The organism is Bacillus pinisoli (assembly GCF_023036475.1).
Lineage (GTDB): Bacteria > Bacillota > Bacilli > Bacillales > SA4 > Bacillus_BS > Bacillus_BS pinisoli.
Map to the genome: position 1 here is coordinate 67589 of NZ_JAJQKI010000003.1, position 19851 is coordinate 87439.

The window sequence follows — 19851 nt, forward strand, 5'->3', positions numbered from 1 at the left end:
TAAGGGATGCTTTCCCCAAATTAGTCTTTTTTTGGCTAACATTAGCCTATATTATGATAACTATTCTTCTAGTTCACTAATTTTCTTTTTATATGTTACCGCCTTTTTAAAGAAGAGAAATGATGCGATCAACAACACGATTGTGGACGCCATCATCACAGTCATTTGGGTCATCTCTCTTCCCTCTTCAGAAGGAATTAACACCCCAATAAATAAAAAGACACTAACAGCTAATAACACCATTCCAAAACGGTTAAAATCAGTTATTTTATCTTTTATTTCTTTTAAATTCACTGTTGGGTTCCTCTTTTCTATGAATCTTATAACCTATTTTATCATAGAAAAAAGGGGATACTGGGATGTAAATAAATCCAATACCTTTGTCTGGGGTTATACGAGAAGGCTTATGGTTTTTTGGGGAGAAATGGAGCTAATTTGTCCTTTTTGATTCCTAAACTACCATTTACTGCTTGCATTTGATTGGTTGGGAATAGTGCTTTTCGCTTTTATGCGCGAAGTTTGAGATATATGCGTCAAATTTAGAATATATGCGCGAAATTTCAAATTTATGCACCAAAATCAGAATATATGCGTGAAATTCGAGATATATGCGTCTACCGCCGAAACATAATAGACGCATAAATCCACAACCCCAAAAAAGAGCCCTCCATTAAGGAAGACTCTTTCAACAATTTATGCCAAGGCTTGCTGTAGATCCTCAATTAAATCCTCAACGTCCTCTAAACCAACCGAAATACGTACTAGACCTTCTGTAATACCAAGCTCTGCACGACGCTCTACTGGAATAGATGCATGTGTCATTCTTGCTGGGACCGAAATTAAGCTTTCAACAGCACCTAGGCTTTCCGCTAACGTAAAGTACTTTAATTTAGCTAGTAACTGATCTGCTTTTTCACCACTGCCTACATCAAATGAAATCATTCCACCGAAACCACCTGCTTGCCTCTTAGCAGTTTCATGGTTTGGATGTGTTTCTATTCCAGGATAAAATACTTTTTCAACACTTGAGTGATTTTGTAAGAAGTCCACAAGCTTTTTCGTATTCTCTTCCGTTTCTTCCATTCGAATTCCGAGTGTCTTAATCCCTCTCATTAGTAACCATGAATCCTGAGGCCCTAGCACGCCACCAGTAGAGTTTTGAACGAAGTGAAGGTCTTCTGCCAACTTCTTACTGTTCACAACTACAAGGCCCGCTACAACGTCACTGTGGCCACCTAAATACTTCGTTGCACTGTGGAGAACAATATCAGCACCTAGAGTAATTGGTGTTTGCCAGTAAGGTGTACTGAATGTATTATCAACGATTGTTAATAGGTTATGTTCTTTAGCAAGCTGACTCGCTGCCTCAATATCTGTTATTTTTAGAAGTGGATTTGTCGGTGTTTCAATATAGATTGCTTTTGTATTAGGTTTAATCGCTGATTCAATCGTAGCTAGATTACTTGTGTCCACAAAAGTAGACTCAATGCCAAAGCGGTTTAACACTTTCGTCATCACGCGGAATGTACCACCATAGACATCATCTGTTAGCACGATATGATCTCCACTGTTAAACAGCATAACAACCGCTGTAATTGCTGCCATACCAGAACCAAATGCAAATCCCGCTTCTCCATTTTCTAGATCCTTAATTAGCTCTTCTAGTGCATGACGAGTAGGGTTACCTGTTCTTGAATATTCGTATCCGTTAAACTTTCCAACAGCTTCTTGCTTATACGTACTTACTTGATAAATGGGTACAGATACTGCTCCTGTATGAGGATCTCCCGCAATACCACCATGTATTAATTTTGTCTTTCTTCTCATTTCTTAAATCCCTCCCTGGTAGATTTTCTTACTAAGGTAACGTTCACTGCTATCTGGAAAAATCGTGACAATATTCGTACCAGGCTTTGCCTCTTTCGCTTCAAGCAATGCAGCATGTAAAGCGGCACCAGACGAGCTTCCTACTAATAAACCTTCCCTTGAAGCTAGCTCTTTTACAAGATGAAACGCATCAATATCAGTTACTGTGTGGATATTGTCAAAATAAGCAGTATCCATATATTCCGGTAGGAACTCCATTCCGATTCCCTCTGTTTTATGTGGGCCAGATTCTCCACCATTTAAGATGGAGCCCTCTGGTTCAACGATAACGGTTTTTATATTCGCATTTTGTTCTTTTAAATATCTCGCAGTTCCCATAAAGGTACCGCCTGTACCTGCTCCGGCGATGAATACATCTATGTCGCCATCTAATTGCTCCCAAAGCTCTGGGCCAAGTGTTTTATAGTAAGTATTAGGGTTTGCAGGGTTACCAAATTGCTGTGGACAATAGGAACCAGGTATTTCATTCAATAATTCCTGTGCTTTCTTAATGGCTCCCTTCATTCCCTCAGATGTAGGTGTATTTACTACTTCTGCACCTAACGCTCTCATTAATTCCTGCTTTTCAATACTGAATTTTTCAGGTACACAGAACATCACTCGGATGTTTCTGCCAATTGCAGCTAAGGCAAGACCAATACCAGTATTACCTGCAGTAGGCTCGATAATGGTCCCTCCTTCTTTCACTTTCCCACTGTCAATCGCTTCCTGTAGAAGCTCCAGTCCAAGGCGGTCCTTAATACTTCCACCTGGGTTATAGAATTCAAGTTTCGCAAATAGTCGCACACCCTCAGGCAAGTTAAAATGGGTTAATTCCACTAAAGGAGTATTTCCAATTAACTCATGAACGTTCTTATAGACTTTCATGATTATTGTTTTCCTTTTAATTGTTGAATCATAGATACAACTAACTCTGATGAGTGTAAAGCTGCCTTTTGTAGGAATTGGTCAAAGGATATATTCGACTCTTTTCCGGCAATGTCTGATAAAGCACGTATGACGACAAAAGGTACGTTAAATTGATGACATACTTGAGCAACAGCCGCCGCTTCCATTTCCACTGCATATAATTCTGGTAGCTTTGAACGAACATAATCAACTTTAGCTGGGTCGTTCATAAATGAATCTCCTGTCGCGATTGTTCCTTCTACCACCTGTACACCTGAGAGCTCATGCACCGCTTGCACTGCTGCATCCACGAGCTTTTGATCTGCTTTAAATGCTGCTGGTAAGCCTGGAACTTGACCATATTCATATCCGAATGCTGTTACATCAACATCATGGTGTCTTACTTCACTTGAGATGACCACATCACCTACATTTAAAGAATGAAGAAAACCACCTGCAGAACCTGTGTTGATTACGTAGTCAGGCTTAAATTCTTGTAATAAAATGGTCGTACTCATGGCTGCATTCACTTTTCCGATACCAGACTTTAACAGGATTACCTCCAAGCCATTTAGCTGACCAGTTGAAAACTCACTATTGGCGATGATTTGCTCTGTTCTATTTTCAAGTTTTCCTCTTAGAATTTGTACCTCTTCTTCCATTGCCCCGATAATTGCTACCTTCATTCCTACATCCTCGCTTTCTACTGTTTCACGGCCTCCATAACCCAAACAAACTCATTACAACGCATGAAGCTGACTGTAAAACCATTTTCTATGAATAGCTCTTCCAATACTTGTAGTGTTGTATAATATTCCCTTAATAGGTCTTCAGCTAAGTTATGAAATCCACGTTCTTTTGACTTTTCTACTATTTCCTCGTAAGCCTTTCTTGATTCAAAGGCTGTGTCTGCAAATACTATTTTATCACCTTTTTGGAGGTAGTTTCCATACTTAGCTATTGCTGCTCCTTTTTCTTCATCTGTTAAATGATGAAATGCATATGTGCTAACAATTGTATTTACTGTCTGTTCGGGCCATTGAAATTCGAGAAAGTCCCCATCCGTAACAACGACTGTTTCAGGAAGCTTTTCTAGGGCTAAACTTCTCATAGGTTCAGACGGTTCAATTCCATATATTTTAAATCCTTTTTGAATAAATTTATTGGTAAGATTACCTGTACCAACACCAAACTCTAACACCGTTCCAACCGAACGCTCTACCACTGTATCAAGGATATGTTCGTAATTCCTAAAAACTTCTTGATACTCTTGGTCATGCCCATTTACTGATTCATCATAGTGATTTGCCCAATCTTCAAATAGTTCAAGAAACTCTCTCCCCATCTTGTTCACTCTCCAATTATAATAATTCCTATCTGTATACTATGAATAAAAATAATAATTGCTATCAATTTATCATAATTCATTTTTTTCATCAATCTATTTGTTTTTATTTATCGCATCCTTTAGAATTTCTTTAGAATATTTTTATATAAAGGGAGAGAACTACCTATGAACTTTTCTTTAGAACAAATAGATGATAAAGTCGAGTTTTTTGAGGCGACTAGCTTACCAGCATTAGAAAAGAAAATTCAGGAGAAAATCGATCAGAATCGGGCTATTTTATTAAATGTATATCATGTCTCGCATCAGGTTGTACTAGACCCTAAAACAGGACAACCATTTTATACTGCCGTTGTTCATTTTAAAAGTAAAGGCAATAAAATGTAAGTAACAGTCTTAACGAATCTCGCTTATGAAAAAAGGCAACCAAGTGAAATCACTTGATTGCCTACTCATTAGTTATTGTTATCTTCCTCTTCAGATGAACTTTCCTCTGTTTTACTACCATTATATTCTGCAGGAACTTCATGAAGGACTTCCATTTTAGAAGGTTTCCATCCTTCATTTGAAATCCAATCTATATAAACTCTATATACATATTTTTTATCTTTTGTAGAAATGACAGCTTGTGCCTTATGTTCACTACCAGCATTGCCAACTTTCCAAAGAATCCAATCATTTTCTGTCAGATCAGTTGCTTGCTCTAGCGCACGCATCATTTCCTGCCAGTCTACTGAATTTTTTTCATAGGATGCTACATGTGGTTCAGCTTGCTCTGTGCTTACTGGTTTCCACGCTTTATTAACAACTGTTTGCTTAACAAGGGGATCCTCACTATCCGTCTCAATAACCTCATTACTAGAATCAGTAGTCTCCTCTGTCTCTTCTTCTTCTTCTGCTACCCCTGTTGACTCTTCCTCTGAGGAGCTTTCTGTTGATTCTTCTACTTCTGAAGATTCTGTTGTTTCTGATGTATTAGTTGTTTCTTCCGCTTCTCCCTCTTCGGTAGCCACTGCTTCCTCATTATTAACTGTTGATTCTTCAGGAGCAGTTGAAGCTGCTTCTTTACTTCCACCAAAGATTAATTTATATGAGAAGAAGAGAATCAGTAAAACAACTAGCACAATACTAACATTTAATACTTTATTGTATCGACGATTCTTTGCTCTTTTTTCGTAGCGCGGCCCTTCATATAGGTCTTCAAGCTTTACTCGCATATATAGTCCTCCTATTAATCAAAACATTAACTACTATTTTATCATTTTTCAGATTTTTCATGAAGGACTATTTTTTGCATTCATTTAGCCTGCGTAAGGACCTTTTCCCTATTTCTTTGAAACTGAGTCTGCTATATTATAAAATACCTGATTTGTAACCGAATCACTTCCAATTACATCAAGCTCTACGACCACCAGAGCATATTTCGGATCTTGAGCAGGGAAATACCCCGCAAACCATTTATTGACGAGTCCCCCTCTTTCTGTTTCTCTACCCGTCTCAGCCGTACCAGACTTCCCGGCCACTTCCGTTTGTAGAGATTGAAATCTACGTCCCGTACCTTTTGGATCTGTGACTACTTTACGTAACATTTCTTGTAATTTCATGACTGTGTAAGGAGCAAGCTTATCTCCTTCTAACTTTTGGTCATGGAAGTCATATAAGGTTGATCCATTTTTATATAGAATTTTGGAAACCGTTTTTACTTTTTTCTTTTCTCCGCCTCTTGCGATTGTTGCCATCATATTAGCTACAGCCAATGGCGTAACTTTCACTTCCTTTTGACCAATTGCCGTTTGGCTAATGGCATCTTCAGATGATTTTTCATATTGATCTCCCCAAATCTTACCCTCTTGGTTCACAGGAAGCTGACTAAAATTTTGAAAATGGAAGACATCACCCGTCCAGCCAATCTCTTGAATGAGACCTAACTTATCAGCAAACACTTCAATTGCTTCTGGCTGCTTTTGTAATAAGTCATTCGCTAGACTAGCAAATGTAAAATTACAGCTTTGAGCAAAACTATCTTCAAAATTTAGGACTCCCATTTGATGATTCTCATCAGGCTCGCCATATAGATCTAAATCACAATTAAATTCACTGTTATGATGAATCATATTATTCTCAATAGCAGCAGCTGCTGTAACAGTTTTGAACACAGATCCAGGTATTTGAGGCTCTAGTAAGTAATTGTGCGCTCCTCCGTCATCTGAATAAGGATTACTATGGTTTAGACTCGGCTTACTAACCATCGCCAATATTTCATTACTCTCTACATCTAATAGAGCAATGCCTCCTTTTTTTAAGCCTGCATCTGTCACAATTTTCTCTGCCGTCACTTGTAGTTCTTTATCAATTGTCGTTTGAATGGAGATCGGATAATACGGATTTGCTGGCTCCGTATATTTCACGTCTATACCAAAAAGCGGTCCCCCTTGATTATCAACATGATATAAGAGTTTAGACTCCCCTTCTGGAAGAAGGAATTCATCAAAAACCTTTTCTAGCCCTAATATACCAATTGGCGTATGAACGGAAAGATTTCCTTCTTCTACTTTATCTGAATATCTATTAATGACCTGATCCTTATCCTCGCGCACAATACCAATTAAGTGCTCTGCAACCAATTCTTCTACCTTTGATTGTCGATAAACTGCAAACACGCCCGGGATCTCTAAATCATTAATCCTCTTCATTTGTTGCTCGGTCAATGGAAAAGGATTTGGCTCCCCATAGACGATTGGATCCTCCATCTCTTTTACTACACGATGTAAACTCATCTTAGGTATTTGAAGAATAGAGGCTACCTCTTCCATTGGCCAATCCATATTCTTTAAGAAAGGGAACAGAATGAGACTCGGATGGTAATCATGCGTCAATGCTTTACCACTTCGGTCCACAAACCTTCCTCTACCTTGGTCGAGAACCATTACCTGCGTTCGTTGTCGTACACTTTCCTCGATTAAGTTGACTTTATGGGCTGAGAAAGACTCTGAATGAAGAAGTTGAATATCGGCTAATCTGTAAATTAAGCCAAGCAAAAGTATAATTGTAATGATGGCAAAACTAATTGCTCTCTTTTTTATAATCATAAAAAACACCTCGTCAACATTGTCGACGAGGTATCGTTATTTTATAAGTATAGTAAATATAAGTTTTTTAGTATTGTTCTGTAATAATCCAGCACCCAGCCCCTCGAAAGAAAAACAAAATCAATTTTCCTTCAGGCAAACCGTGATGTTGGAGCTTATTTAAAATTTATTTTATTGAAACTATTTTAACCTGCATATCTCCACCAGGAGTTTGAACACTTACTTGGTCGCCCACTTGTTTTCCAATTAGGCTTTTTGCAATTGGAGAATCATTTGAAATTTTACCTTCAAATGGATCAGCCTCAGCACTACCTACAATCGTATACGTTTCTTCTTCTCCATCTGGAAGCTCTAAGAATGTTACCGTTTTACCAAGAGAGACCGTATTCGTATCTTCAGCGACATCTTCAATAATAACTGCTTTACGAATCATATTTTCTAATAGACTGATACGACCTTCAACGAATGCCTGCTCATCTTTTGCTGCATCGTACTCTGAGTTTTCGGATAAGTCACCAAACCCACGTGCAATTTTAATACGTTCCACTACTTCTTTACGTTTAACCGTTTTCAAATGTTCAAGCTCTTGCTCTATCTTTTCTTTTCCCGCTTTCGTCATTGGGTATGTTTTTTCTGCTGACATGACCTTCACTCCTTCAAATGTTCTATGTTTAATCATGAGGTAGCTCGTATGTAATGAGTCATTTTTTAGTCGACTCTAGAGTGGCTCCATATAGACCCTAACTCTGTCCATCATGAAAGCATGGTTAGAGTAATTATACCCTAACCAGCTAATTTTATGGACTTAATTTTCTTACATGCTAAACCTGTCTTTATATATGCTATTACAAAATGACTTTTTCTTCAAGAATTGTTTGAATTTTCGTTACCATTAAATCAATCGCGACATGATTTTGGCCGCCTTCAGGAATGATGATATTAGCATATCTCTTTGTAGGCTCGATGAATTGATTATGCATCGGCCTTACAACTGATATATATTGCTCAATTACCGAATCAAGTGTACGGCCACGTTCATTAATATCACGCAGCATTCTTCTAATAATCCTAATATCTGCATCAGTATCTACAAAAAGTTTAATATCCATTAGGTCGCGGAGACGCTCATCCTCAAGAACCAGAATTCCTTCAAGGATAATAACATCCTTGGGGTCTACGTGTATGACTTCCTTCGATCTAGTATGAACCTTATAATCATATACAGGTTTATTAATTGGACGATAGGCTAATAACTCCTGCATATGAGATATTAATAAATCATTGTCAAACGCTAATGGATGATCATAATTGGTTAGCAATCTTTCTTCCATTGGCAAATGACTTTGATCCTTATAATAATAGTCCTGTTCTAATAATAAAATAGAATGTCCTTTAAAATGCTCATAAATCGCTTTAGTTACACTTGTTTTCCCTGAACCGGATCCTCCAGCGATTCCAATTACAATGGGTTTACTTCCCATTATTAATTCTCCTTTCGCATCATGTTGTAAGGGAAAACTGGTCGGTCAACCTTAAACTTTACAATTTGTAACGGATGTCGTGCAGCATCAAGCTCATTACCTTCTTCATCCCAAATAACATTAATTTTTTGCGTAAAGTTATCAATTTCTGGACCAAAGAATTCTACCTCATCACCTGGCTTAAAGTAATTTCTTTGTTGTAATGTGACGATATTGGTATTGATATCGAAATCAATAACAAGACCAGCAAAATCATAAGTTGTTTTCTTGCTATGGTTTCCATACATTTGTTCATTATACCCAGGAACTCCTTCAAAAAATGCAGAAGCCGTCTCACGGTTTGCACATTTATCTAGTTCCTTAATCCACTCTGGGTTAATCACAAAATTGTCTGGGTCAGCACAATAGGCATCAATGACCTTACGATACACACTTACTACTGTTGCAACATAGTGAATAGACTTCATCCTACCTTCAATTTTCAAGCTATCAATACCAATTTCAATCATTTTGGGAATAGATAACACTAAATTCAAGTCTTTTGGACTCATGGCAAATGGTGAATCTTCTTCACTAAAAAGTGCCTGTTCTTCATTAGCACTTCCAAGACTATATAGATCATAATCCCAACGACAGGATTGACAGCATCCACCACGATTTGAATCACGAGCAGTCATGTGGTTACTTAACGTACAACGTCCGGAATAAGCAATACACATCGCTCCATGAATAAAGGTCTCTATCTCAATGTCAACCTTTGATTTCATCTCTAGAATCTCTTCATAGCTTGTCTCACGTGCTAATACCACACGCTCCAATCCTTCTTCCTTCCAGAACTGAACAGCTTTCCAGTTAGAGAGCGATTGCTGAGTACTTAAATGGATTTCCAATCTTGGTGCGACTCTCTTACAGGTCTCAATAATAAGAGGATCTGCAACAATGATTCCATGAACGCCTGCCTCATCAATTCCTTTTAAATAGTCATCTAATCCGTCTATGTTTTCATTATGGGCGAAAATATTAGTTGTAACATAAATTTTTGCTCCGTATTCCTTGGCAAAACGAACACCTTCAGCCATTTCTTCAAATGAAAAATTATCTGCATTTGAACGGAGCCCGTATTCTTGTCCACCAATGAAAACAGCATCTGCACCGTATCGAACGGCGATTTTAAGCTTTTCTAGGTTACCAGCTGGTGCTAAGAGCTCTGGTTTTTTTGTAATGACTCGTTTGCCATTCTTCATTTCAGATATTTGTGCAACTGCCATACTCTCTCCTCCTTTTACAGTAAATTTGTTAGCCTCTTTTAGTACACCGTTTCCTTAAAGAAAAACCCTGTATCTAATGGACGGTTTGTAGGCTGTATTTCTTCGACTTGAGCCAGTAAGTTGTCTTTTTGATCTTCATATTGTTCGCGTTGCTCAACACATAAATCAATAGCTTGACGATATAGTTTAGTTACCTCAATGATGTATTCTGGACTTTTTAATATACCGTCTATTTTAAGAGAATCTATTTTGGCATCTATCATTTCTTCGAGCTCATCTATAATACAGATATCATTTGGACTCATAATATGAGTGCCGTTTTCATCTTCAAAGATTGGGTATTTATTTTCCCTTTCCTTGTCATGAAGGAACAAAGTTTTATCTTCCTTAACCTTTTCTATTTCCATTGTCTTTCCTTGATATTGATAATAATTACCTAGAAGCGTGCGTTTTGATTGAAACATACAAGTCATACCATGAACTTGCACCTCAATTTCAACCTCTGCATGTTCTTTCATTTCAACAATTGCGTCCATATTAATTTCTCTAGCTAATACAGCGCGTTTAGCACCTTTTCTTCCCCAGTAATTACAGGTAAACCAGTTTGTAGCGGTTGTCTCTGTATTCCAGTGAAGGGGAATTGAGGGGGCAACCTCTTTAGCCAGCATTAAAACTGCAGGATCGCCAAAAACTATTGCATCCACATTCAAATCTTTAAGAAATGATAGATAATCTGATACATCATCAACTTTGTCATTATGAAAAATAGCATTTATGGCTACATACACTTTTTTACCATGCTCATGTGCAAGTGAGATTGCCGTTTTCACATCTGAACGGGAAAATTCTCCTGCAAGTCTTAATCCAAATTTCTCTTCACCTATGATAAAAGCGTCTGCCCCTGCCTTAATTAATGGATCAATATCCTCTAATCTTGTAGGAGTAACTAAAAGTTCAGGCTTTTTCATGGACTCACCTCTTTTTCTTACTAATTGCAATTCCATCTCCAATTGGTAATATCGTTGTATGATAATCAGGATGGTTCATAAGCCATTCATTATAACCTTGTATCTTTTTAACGAGAGATTTAATTCTTTTGTTCTCTGTATTATTCTCTGCGACAAGCCCTTTAAATAGGACATTATCAGAAATGATCACTCCGTTTTTTGCCAAAAGCTTTTCATACTTCTCAAAAAACCTCGTATACTGACCTTTTGCCGCATCAATAAAAATAACATCAAAGGATTGCTCTAGATTTACCTCTAGTGCGTCTCCCAAGATGACTTGTATCTGTTCTTCCATATTCGCTTGTTTAATATAATAAAGCGCCTTCTGATAGCGCTCGTCATCACGTTCTATGGTTACTACTTTCACATCTTGAACAGCTTTAGCCATTCGGATTGACGAATAACCGATAGCCGTACCAATTTCTAGAATGGATTTGGGCTCGATTAACCTAATAAATTGTAACAAGGCTTCAATTCCGACCAACTCCATAATTGGTACCTGATGTTCTTTAGCATACTGCTCCATCTCTAACAGAACGGATTCTCGCTCCGGTATCAATGAATGTAAATAGGATTCTATCTCCGATGGTATCATTGACGATGCCTCCATCTCTATACAACTCGATATATTTTATCATAATCATTTAGGTAATGCTAATTTTTTTATATGTAATTTTTGTGTTTGAACCAATAATGATGTTTATCAGAGCCAAGTAATAAAAAAAGATGGAATAGTATATAAATAAGCGAAACAAACTAGTTGCATATACAACTAGTTTCTCCTAAAATGATGTTTATATTTTAAATAGTTGTTGTAACAACTAAATGAATGGGAGGAATATAAAAATGGAAGATATCGGTGTATTAATCATTCGAGTTATTGTTGGATTATACTTTGCAGCACATGGAGCACAAAAAACATTTGGCTGGTTTGGTGGTAATGGACTAAATGGTACTGGTGCATTCTTTGAACACGTAGGTATAAAGCCAGGAAAAATGATGGCTTTCATAGCTGGAATCGGAGAAATAGTGGGAGGTTTACTATTCTTATTGGGCTTTCTTACACCATTAGCTGCACTTTTAATGATTGTTCCGATGATTGTAGCCATCATCAAAGTACATGGCAAAAATGGTTGGTTTGCTGATAAAGGTGGCATTGAATATAACTTGGTTATCATTGCAGTGGCACTTGGATTAACATTGTCAGGTGTTGGCTCTTTATCGATAGACGAACTTTATAATATTCACTTTTGGTAAGTAAATAAAAACGCTTGGGAATGAACTGCACCTCCACTTGTTAGTGTTTATGTCTAACAATCGGGGTTCAGTTCAGAATCCAAGCGTTTTTTTCTTTCTCTATATTAGAGTTTAATTACTTATGTGTTTTGCTTTTTCGCGGTTATGTTCTTCCAACGTTCTGGTAAAGATAACCTCTCCCTCTTTTGTAGCAAGGAAATAAAAATAATCTGTAGCAGATGGATTTAATGCAGCTTCAATGGACATTTGTCCAGCATTGGCAATTGGTCCAATCGGTAACCCTTTAATAACATAGGTATTATAAGGAGAGTCAATCTCTAAATCTTCATATAAAACACGATCTTTATGTGCACCTAATGCATAAAGAACAGTAGGGTCTGTTTGCAAAGGCATATTTGCTTCCATACGATTATAGAATACACTAGAAATGTCTTCTCTGTCTGTCTTTGCAGTAGCTTCCTCCTCTATTAAAGAAGCAAACGTTAACAGTTCATGTGCTGTCATTTCCTTTTCCGTCATCTCATCCTGATACGTGAAAAGAACATCCTCCGTCTTATCAAGCATCACTTGGACTATTTCTTCAATAGATGGCTTCTCTGTGTAGAATGGATAAGTGGCCGGGAATAAGTATCCTTCTAATGGATATCGAATATCTTCTTGTAATATTTCTTCTGATAAAACCGAAGGATATTGTTCAATTAAACTTGTGATATATTCAGCGTCGTTCATTTTTGCCATTAATTCTTCTTCTGGATATCCAGTTTTCTCAGACACAATCTTTACGATTTGCTCAATTGTCTTTCCCTCAGGAATGGTTAACGTAAATACAGCATCCTGGAGGATTTTACCTGTCTTTAAACTAGCGATAATCTCTTCAAATGTCATCGTTTGATTAAGTACATAATCTCCTGCCATAAACCCGGATTCATTTTTAAATTTAACAAAATATTTAAAGACTTTAGCATTCTTGATTATTTCATTTTCCTCTAAAATATTTGCAATTGATGTAGTAGAAGACCCAATCGGTATGGTAACTTCTACAGGCTCACTATTAGAAGGATTTACTGGCTGCAAAGCTGATTCAATATATTTATAACCGAAAATAACTCCAGCAGTAAGTGAAATAAAAATTACTAGAGAAGCTATTAAAACGATTCTTCTTACAAGTTTAGCTTCGCTGTGCTTTTCCATTAGCTTTTCTTTATATTCATTTTTATATTGATCCTGATTGGATTCAGATCCAATTGAAGACATAGTTACACTCCCCCTCAACGGAACTATTATACTACATTTTCCATCTAATTCGTCAATTAAATACAAAATTTATAGCAATTCCTTTTATTTTGACAGAGTTTAGAAATAGAGCCCAAAAAAAAGACGAGCTTTAACAGCTCATCTTTCTTAATCTTATATTACTCTTCTTCTTCTTCATCAAGAAACGTATTTAACATTTCTTCAATAAGATCCCATTCTTCTTCTGTTTCAATAGGAGATAATTCTCCCTCTTCCGTGTCATTTGCTGTGAAGCTAGAAGCATGGATTTCGATATCCTCTTCATCATCATCTGAACCTAATGGATAGTATAGTACATATGATTTTTTAAACTCTTCTGATTCAAATGTGAATAGAACTTCACATAATTGTTCATTTCCATCTTCATCAATTACTGTAATTTGTTTTTCACCGTGTGTCATAATTAATGTTCACCTCATTAGTTTTTACTATCTAAATAATTTTGAAGAATAACAGAAGCTGCCAGCTTATCAATTACTTTCTTCCTTTTTTTCCGGCTTACATCAGCCGATATAAGAATTCGCTCTGCAGCCATTGTTGATAATCGCTCGTCCCATAATTGAACTGGTAACTGAAAGGTGTCAACTAATAAGTCCGCATACTTTTGACAAGCTTCTCCGCGAGGACCAATCGTACCATTCATATTTTTGGGAAAGCCAACGACAATGGAATCAACGTTGTACTCTTTTATTATTTCCTCTAAACGTTTAAAACCAAACTCCTGTTTTTCTTCATTAATTTGGATGGTCTCAAGTCCTTGAGCTGTCCAGCCCATTTCGTCACTTACTGCCACGCCTACTGTCTTTGTACCAACATCTAAACCTAATATTCTCATTTGTTACCCCATTGGTGATAAATTCTTACCTATTTTTTGCGGTTGACTAGATACGATTTCACTAGTTCTTCGATAATCTCATCCCGTTCAAGCTTTCTAATAATGTTTCTAGCATCTTTATGTCTCGGGATATAAGCAGGATCGCCAGATAATAGATAGCCTACAATTTGATTAATGGGATTATAGCCTTTCTCTTGAAGGGCGTCATATACAGTAAACAGAACATCATCTACATTAGTATCTAGCTGCTCATCTTGAAAATTAAATTTCATTGTTTTATCAAAAGAGCTCATGTCTACACCTCACTCTCAAGCAAAAAGCTTGTCAACATTTACCTATATTGTACACTATCAACTATTCATAAATAAAGCAAACCATAAAAATAACACTTTTTTTCTCTTTTTATGTATAGGTCTAGTAAGAAAAGCTTACCTTACTAGACCTAGTTTGGTTTAAATAGACTTTACCCATTCATCAACAAACTGAAGGGCTTCTGTCAATTTGTTAGGTTCTTTACCGCCAGCTTGTGCCATATCAGGTCGGCCTCCACCGCCGCCGCCACAACGACTTGCTACTTCTTTAATCAATTTACCAGCATGATACCCTTTTGGTAGTAAGTCTTCCGTTACTCCTGCCAGTAGATTTACTTTATCAGTTCCTGCTACTGCTCCAAGGATAATAACCCCGGAACCTAGTTTACCTTTCAGGTCATCAACCATTGAACGTAAACTATTCATATCTGTCGCATTAACCTTGCTAGCTAAAACCTTCACACCATTAATTTCTTTCACTTGATTTATTAGATTGCCAGCCTCAATATTACCTAATTTTGCTGCTAGTGATTCATTCTCGCGTTGTAATTGTTTCATTTCAAGCTGTAATGTATCAATACGACTTACAAGGTCTTTAGGGTTTGTTTTAAGTTTTCCAGCTGCCTCGTTTAATACTTGTATTTGCTCATTCATCACACCATAAGCAGCCTTACCTGTTACAGCTTCTATTCTTCTTGTTCCAGCTCCTATTCCTGATTCTGAAACAATTTTAAATAGTCCGATTGCTGCAGTATTTGGTACGTGGCAACCACCACAAAGTTCAAGGCTATAGTCACCTACTTTTACAACACGGACAACCTCTCCATACTTTTCACCAAATAGGGCCATTGCTCCCATTTCCTTCGCTTCTTGTAATGAGCGGTTCGAAATATCAACTTCAAGACTTTGCCAAATCTTTTGATTGACGATTTCTTCAATTTGCTCCAATTCTTCTGGCTTAATTTGTCCAAAATGAGAGAAGTCAAAACGTAGGCGGTCCGTTGTGACTAGAGACCCTGCCTGATTAACATGTTCTCCTAGTACATCCTTTAGAGCTTGGTGAAGAAGGTGGGTTGCCGTATGGTTCTTAATAATACCACTTCTAAGCTCCTGATCAATGGTAGCTTGGACAGCTGTTCCCTTTTTAATGGTTCCCTCTTGCACAACCACTTTATGAAGATGTTGACCATTCGGAGCTTTCTGAACATCTTTTACAAGGACCTTTACTCCTTGATTATTCACAAGTAGACCCTTATCCGCTATTTGTCCACCACTTTCAGCATAAAATGGTGTAGCAGTTAAAACAATCTGCCCTTCTTGCCCTGCATGCAGCTCATCTACAAATTCATTACCAGCCACAATCTCAACAACCGTAGTCTCTTCTTCAGGCTTATCATATCCAACGAAGCTACTTTCTACTTTAATATCTCCTAGTACCCCGCCCTGAACCTGCATAGAGCCTGTCTCTTGTCTTGCTGCTCTAGCTCGTTCTCTTTGGTTATTCATTTCTCTTTCAAAGCCTTCAACATCCAGCTTCATACCTTCTTCTTCCGCATATTCTTCCGTTAACTCTACTGGGAATCCGTACGTGTCATATAATCGGAAAACGTCAGCACCAGGTATGACGGTTTCGTTTTTCTCTTTTTGAGAACGAACCACTGCAGAAAGAATGGCTAATCCTTCATTCAATGTCTCTAGGAATCGTTCTTCCTCATTTTTAATTACCTTTTGAATAAACTCTGTCTTCTCTTTTACCTCTGGGTAGAAATCAACCATTACTTCAGCAACAACAGGAACTAGTTCATACATAAACGGACGTTGAATGCCAAGTTGCTTAGCATACCTAACTGCACGTCTTAATAGTCTACGTAAAACATAACCTCTTCCCTCATTCGAAGGCAATGCCCCATCTCCAACTGCAAACGTTACAGTACGAACATGATCCGCTATGACTTTAAATGCTACATCTTTTTCTTTTGATTCTCTGTATTTTTGTCCAGAGATTGACTCCGTTGCTTCAATAATCGGAATAAATAAATCTGTATCAAAGTTAGTAGGAACTTCTTGAATAACCGAGCACATACGCTCTAAGCCCATACCTGTATCAATATTTTTCTTAGGAAGTGGCGTATATGTACCATCTGGATTATGGTTAAATTCTGAGAATACTAAGTTCCACACCTCTAAGTAACGCTCATTTTCTCCACCAGGATAAAGTTCCGGATCACTTGGATCGTTTCCATACTCTTCTCCTCGGTCATAAAAAAGCTCTGTGTTGGGTCCACTTGGGCCTTCTCCAATGTCCCAGAAGTTCCCCTCTAAACGAATAACACGTTCTTTTGGAATCCCTACTTCTTCTGTCCAAATTTGATATGCTTCTTCATCTTCAGGATGAATAGTGACAGAAAGTTTTTCTGGGTCAAACCCTATCCAATCTTTACTCGTTAAGAACTCCCAAGCCCAATGAATGGATTCTTTCTTAAAGTAATCACCAATCGAGAAGTTACCAAGCATCTCAAAGAAAGTATGATGTCTCGCTGTCTTCCCTACATTTTCAATATCATTTGTTCTAATTGATTTTTGTGCATTACAGATGCGTGGGTTTTCAGGAATGACACGCCCGTCAAAGTATTTCTTTAAAGTTGCGACCCCGCTATTAATCCATAGTAATGAAGGATCTTCATGTGGTACAAGTGAGCGACTTGGCTCAACGGAATGACCTTTTTCTTTAAAGAAATCTAGAAATAGTTGTCTAACTTGAGCAGATGATAAATGTTTCACTGTTTCGTCCTCCTAGTTTTTTGATAACAAGCTTTTTTTCCTTAAATTGTTGCTAAGTTCTTGAACAACAAAAAAACTCCCATCCCCGTTAAAAAACAGGGACGAGAGTTACTCGCGGTACCACCCTGATTATGACAACACATGTTGCCATCACTCAGTTTTTCTGTAACGTAGAAATGACGGCAGGTTTTAAATCTGCACTCTGGAATAGCCTTCGGTTACTCTTCATCTAGATTTCCTCTCAGCCTAGGGAAATCCTCTCTAATAGATGGGCTGTAGCTTACTCGTTCCTTCATAGTATTAATGTATTATGCCGATTATTATAGACAAAGCTTCTACCCTTTGTCAATGTTTTGTAAAATGGGCTTTTGCGTGTAGTAAAATAACCTTTAAAATGGCAAGCATGGGGACAGCAAGTATTAACCCAATTATTCCTCCAATTTCTCCACCGGCCAACAAAGCAAACATGATAAATACTGGATGCATATGCAAGCTTTTACCGACAATGAGTGGGGACAATAGGTTACCTTCAATAAACTGAATGACAAAAATGAGAATGATTACAAATACCACGACTTTCCCTGATATCGTCACAGCAATGAAAACAGCTGGAACTGCTCCTATAATAGGCCCAAAATAAGGGATGATATTCGTAATTCCTACAATAATACCAAGCAGTAAGGGGTACTTCATTCCTATTAACCAAAACCCAAAGGTAGAAATAAGTCCTACCATTACACAGACTAGCAATTGCCCTCTAATATAGTTCCCTAAAGATTGGTCAATATCTTTTAAGAAACGTATCCCACTTTTCCGATAACGTCTCGGCGTTAAGTACCAAGCAGCTTTTTTGATCTGGTCATAGTCCTTTAACATGTAAAAGACGATAAACGGGATAATCAAAATAATTAATACATAATTTATGATACTTCTAAGCGTAGTAATTACATTCTCTAGAATTACTTCAATTGCTTCTTCCCCGCCATTAAGAAATTCTTCAATCCGTGCATGAACACCGTCTGGCAACTGTTCCGTTTGTTGGTGAATTACATTCGACCACTGTCGATATTTTTCAAACAGCTCAGGTACATTATTAGCAAATTCTCTAATCTGAATAACCACTTGTGGAATTCCTTTGTAAATTCCAAGAGCAATACCCCCAAAGAACAAACCGTAAATAATTAAAATTGCGATCGGACGAGGGATATTATAATTATGAATTTTTTCAATAAACGGATGGAGGAGATACGTAATGAAAGAAGCAACTAAGAAGGGAATGAATATCGCGATAATGACACGATAAATGGGTATCCATATTGGTTCGAGCATAATGAATACATAAATACATAATAAAAATAACAATAAGGTTAGTATACGAACTAGCCATTCTGTATTGATCTTCTTCACTGACACTCCCTCCCAGTATTAATGTGAAACGGAGGTCGCGCAATTATACATGTAGATTTGGAGTTGTTAGCGGAAGGAGAGAACGGATGTCTTGCAAAACCACATTTTCCATACTCAAACAACTAAAAAAAGGATCCCCCAAAAGGGATCCTACAGGTTTGGTTTACCACATTTTTGAAATACGTCGACGGAGTTTTCTTACGGGTCTGCTAGACATCATATCGTTTTCTTGAGCCTTGTGAAATGCATAGGCACCAATTCCAGCTGCAATTAAAGATGTTAATGTTCGATTCATGCTGTATCCACTCCTCTTTCATTACATATTTATAATTCGTTCTTCTTCACCAAATAAATCATCAAGTGAGCTCAACGTTCCATCTTCTTCTACCTGATGAACGTTCATAATCCCTTTAGATATGGAAAGCTCAATGAAGCAGTTCCAACAATAGTATTGGTTTACACCTATTTTACCTATATCTTTACTCTTACAATTTGGGCACTGCACGATTTTTCTGGGGCCTCCTTATTTATCACGTGTCAATTTCAATCATGACGATATCCTCACCGAACTGTAACGGATGTTTACTGTTAATTACTCGTTTTCCCTCTGACAAGTCAGCGAAGAAACCTTCCGATACTTCATACCCTACAATAGTGCCCAAATTTTCATCAAAATATACATCGTCTACAATGCCCAGTTTCTCTCCTTCTGTTGTATAAAGGAGTTGTCCCAGTAATCCATGATGGTGACATAAATAATGATTAGTTTTTGTAAACCCTGTATGAAGAGTTTCCTTGTTAATCATAACACCATCTTTACCAAAGGAGAGGATATCATTAAAATGAATAAATCGATCACGTTCAAAGAAGCCCTTAACATCAACAATGACAGCCTCAATGGAACCTTCATCTGAGACTTGTAAATCTGAAACAACACCTATCGTTTTTCCAGTGACTGAATCAAATACAGGTTGACCTTTTAAAAGACTAAACGTTCGCAAA

General features: G+C 37.4%; 23 protein-coding genes and 1 other annotated feature. Of the genes, 2 read left to right on the plus strand and 21 right to left on the minus strand.

Features of this window, described 5'->3' with window-relative positions; translation table 11 throughout:
- Window positions 1-60: 60 nt before the first annotated feature.
- From LT143_RS05000 to LT143_RS05020, 5 genes are all read right to left on the minus strand, one after another.
- Complete coding sequence (locus tag LT143_RS05000; RefSeq protein WP_246940621.1) at window positions 61-294, minus strand: YrhC family protein; 234 nt, start codon at window positions 292-294, stop codon at window positions 61-63.
- 399 nt (window positions 295-693) lie between these two features.
- The gene (locus LT143_RS05005) at window positions 694-1827 is read right to left on the minus strand and encodes a bifunctional cystathionine gamma-lyase/homocysteine desulfhydrase (protein WP_246940624.1); all 1134 of its coding nucleotides are present in this window, start codon (window positions 1825-1827) and stop codon (window positions 694-696) included.
- 3 nt (window positions 1828-1830) lie between these two features.
- Window positions 1831-2754 (minus strand): PLP-dependent cysteine synthase family protein, encoded by a 924-nt coding sequence (locus LT143_RS05010; protein WP_246940627.1) that lies wholly within the window; start codon window positions 2752-2754, stop codon window positions 1831-1833.
- Window positions 2755-2756: 2 nt separating this feature from the next.
- Entirely contained in the window at window positions 2757-3461 is a 705-nt protein-coding gene (mtnN, locus tag LT143_RS05015) for a 5'-methylthioadenosine/S-adenosylhomocysteine nucleosidase (protein ID WP_246940631.1), read from the minus strand.
- A gap of 17 nt (window positions 3462-3478) precedes the next feature.
- On the minus strand, window positions 3479-4120 hold the full coding sequence (locus tag LT143_RS05020) for a class I SAM-dependent DNA methyltransferase (protein WP_246940634.1): 642 nt from the start codon (window positions 4118-4120) through the stop codon (window positions 3479-3481).
- Between the two features lie 168 nt (window positions 4121-4288).
- Here LT143_RS05020 and LT143_RS05025 point away from each other — a divergent pair, with 168 nt between their 5' ends.
- Window positions 4289-4507, plus strand: a complete 219-nt coding sequence (locus LT143_RS05025; RefSeq protein WP_246940637.1) for a YrzA family protein — start codon at window positions 4289-4291, stop codon at window positions 4505-4507.
- Between the two features lie 68 nt (window positions 4508-4575).
- On the opposite strand, the gene LT143_RS05030 is transcribed toward LT143_RS05025, so the two are convergent.
- The 7 genes from LT143_RS05030 to LT143_RS05060 form a co-directional block, all read right to left on the minus strand.
- The gene (locus LT143_RS05030) at window positions 4576-5337 is read right to left on the minus strand and encodes a YrrS family protein (protein ID WP_246940640.1); all 762 of its coding nucleotides are present in this window, start codon (window positions 5335-5337) and stop codon (window positions 4576-4578) included.
- Window positions 5338-5445: 108 nt separating this feature from the next.
- Complete coding sequence (locus LT143_RS05035; RefSeq protein WP_246940643.1) at window positions 5446-7209, minus strand: peptidoglycan D,D-transpeptidase FtsI family protein; 1764 nt, start codon at window positions 7207-7209, stop codon at window positions 5446-5448.
- 166 nt (window positions 7210-7375) lie between these two features.
- Entirely contained in the window at window positions 7376-7852 is a 477-nt protein-coding gene (gene greA, locus LT143_RS05040) for a transcription elongation factor GreA (RefSeq protein WP_246940646.1), read from the minus strand.
- A 202-nt stretch (window positions 7853-8054) separates the two neighbouring features.
- Window positions 8055-8690 (minus strand): uridine kinase, encoded by a 636-nt coding sequence (gene udk / locus LT143_RS05045; RefSeq protein ID WP_246940649.1) that lies wholly within the window; start codon window positions 8688-8690, stop codon window positions 8055-8057.
- A 2-nt stretch (window positions 8691-8692) separates the two neighbouring features.
- Window positions 8693-9958 (minus strand): peptidase U32 family protein, encoded by a 1266-nt coding sequence (locus LT143_RS05050; RefSeq protein ID WP_246940652.1) that lies wholly within the window; start codon window positions 9956-9958, stop codon window positions 8693-8695.
- A gap of 38 nt (window positions 9959-9996) precedes the next feature.
- Entirely contained in the window at window positions 9997-10926 is a 930-nt protein-coding gene (locus LT143_RS05055) for a peptidase U32 family protein (protein ID WP_246940656.1), read from the minus strand.
- 4 nt (window positions 10927-10930) lie between these two features.
- Window positions 10931-11560, minus strand: coding sequence for an O-methyltransferase (locus LT143_RS05060; protein WP_246940659.1), 630 nt, complete (start codon window positions 11558-11560; stop codon window positions 10931-10933).
- 251 nt (window positions 11561-11811) lie between these two features.
- Here LT143_RS05060 and LT143_RS05065 point away from each other — a divergent pair, with 251 nt between their 5' ends.
- The gene (locus LT143_RS05065; protein ID WP_246940662.1) at window positions 11812-12222 is read left to right on the plus strand and encodes a DoxX family protein; all 411 of its coding nucleotides are present in this window, start codon (window positions 11812-11814) and stop codon (window positions 12220-12222) included.
- Between the two features lie 111 nt (window positions 12223-12333).
- On the opposite strand, the gene mltG is transcribed toward LT143_RS05065, so the two are convergent.
- The 9 genes from mltG to LT143_RS05110 all read right to left on the minus strand — a co-directional run bounded on the left by mltG (window position 12334) and on the right by LT143_RS05110 (window position 19850).
- Complete coding sequence (gene mltG / locus LT143_RS05070; protein WP_418909806.1) at window positions 12334-13413, minus strand: endolytic transglycosylase MltG; 1080 nt, start codon at window positions 13411-13413, stop codon at window positions 12334-12336.
- A 221-nt stretch (window positions 13414-13634) separates the two neighbouring features.
- Complete coding sequence (locus LT143_RS05075) at window positions 13635-13916, minus strand: DUF1292 domain-containing protein (protein WP_246940669.1); 282 nt, start codon at window positions 13914-13916, stop codon at window positions 13635-13637.
- A gap of 17 nt (window positions 13917-13933) precedes the next feature.
- The gene (gene ruvX / locus LT143_RS05080; protein WP_246940672.1) at window positions 13934-14350 is read right to left on the minus strand and encodes a Holliday junction resolvase RuvX; all 417 of its coding nucleotides are present in this window, start codon (window positions 14348-14350) and stop codon (window positions 13934-13936) included.
- A 29-nt stretch (window positions 14351-14379) separates the two neighbouring features.
- Entirely contained in the window at window positions 14380-14643 is a 264-nt protein-coding gene (locus LT143_RS05085; RefSeq protein WP_246940674.1) for an IreB family regulatory phosphoprotein, read from the minus strand.
- Between the two features lie 159 nt (window positions 14644-14802).
- A complete protein-coding gene (gene alaS / locus LT143_RS05090; RefSeq protein ID WP_246940678.1) occupies window positions 14803-17442 on the minus strand; it encodes an alanine--tRNA ligase in 2640 nt (879 codons plus the stop codon).
- Between the two features lie 94 nt (window positions 17443-17536).
- Window positions 17537-17747, minus strand: a binding site (T-box leader).
- Between the two features lie 40 nt (window positions 17748-17787).
- Entirely contained in the window at window positions 17788-18849 is a 1062-nt protein-coding gene (locus LT143_RS05095) for an AI-2E family transporter (RefSeq protein WP_246940682.1), read from the minus strand.
- A gap of 163 nt (window positions 18850-19012) precedes the next feature.
- Window positions 19013-19144 carry a YrzQ family protein gene (locus tag LT143_RS05100; RefSeq protein ID WP_246940685.1) on the minus strand — a complete coding sequence of 44 codons (132 nt, stop codon included), beginning with the start codon at window positions 19142-19144 and terminating at the stop codon, window positions 19013-19015.
- A gap of 21 nt (window positions 19145-19165) precedes the next feature.
- Complete coding sequence (locus tag LT143_RS05105) at window positions 19166-19357, minus strand: hypothetical protein (protein WP_246941511.1); 192 nt, start codon at window positions 19355-19357, stop codon at window positions 19166-19168.
- A gap of 22 nt (window positions 19358-19379) precedes the next feature.
- On the minus strand, window positions 19380-19850 hold the full coding sequence (locus tag LT143_RS05110) for a PRC-barrel domain-containing protein (protein ID WP_246940688.1): 471 nt from the start codon (window positions 19848-19850) through the stop codon (window positions 19380-19382).
- Between the last annotated feature and the right edge of the window lies 1 nt (window position 19851).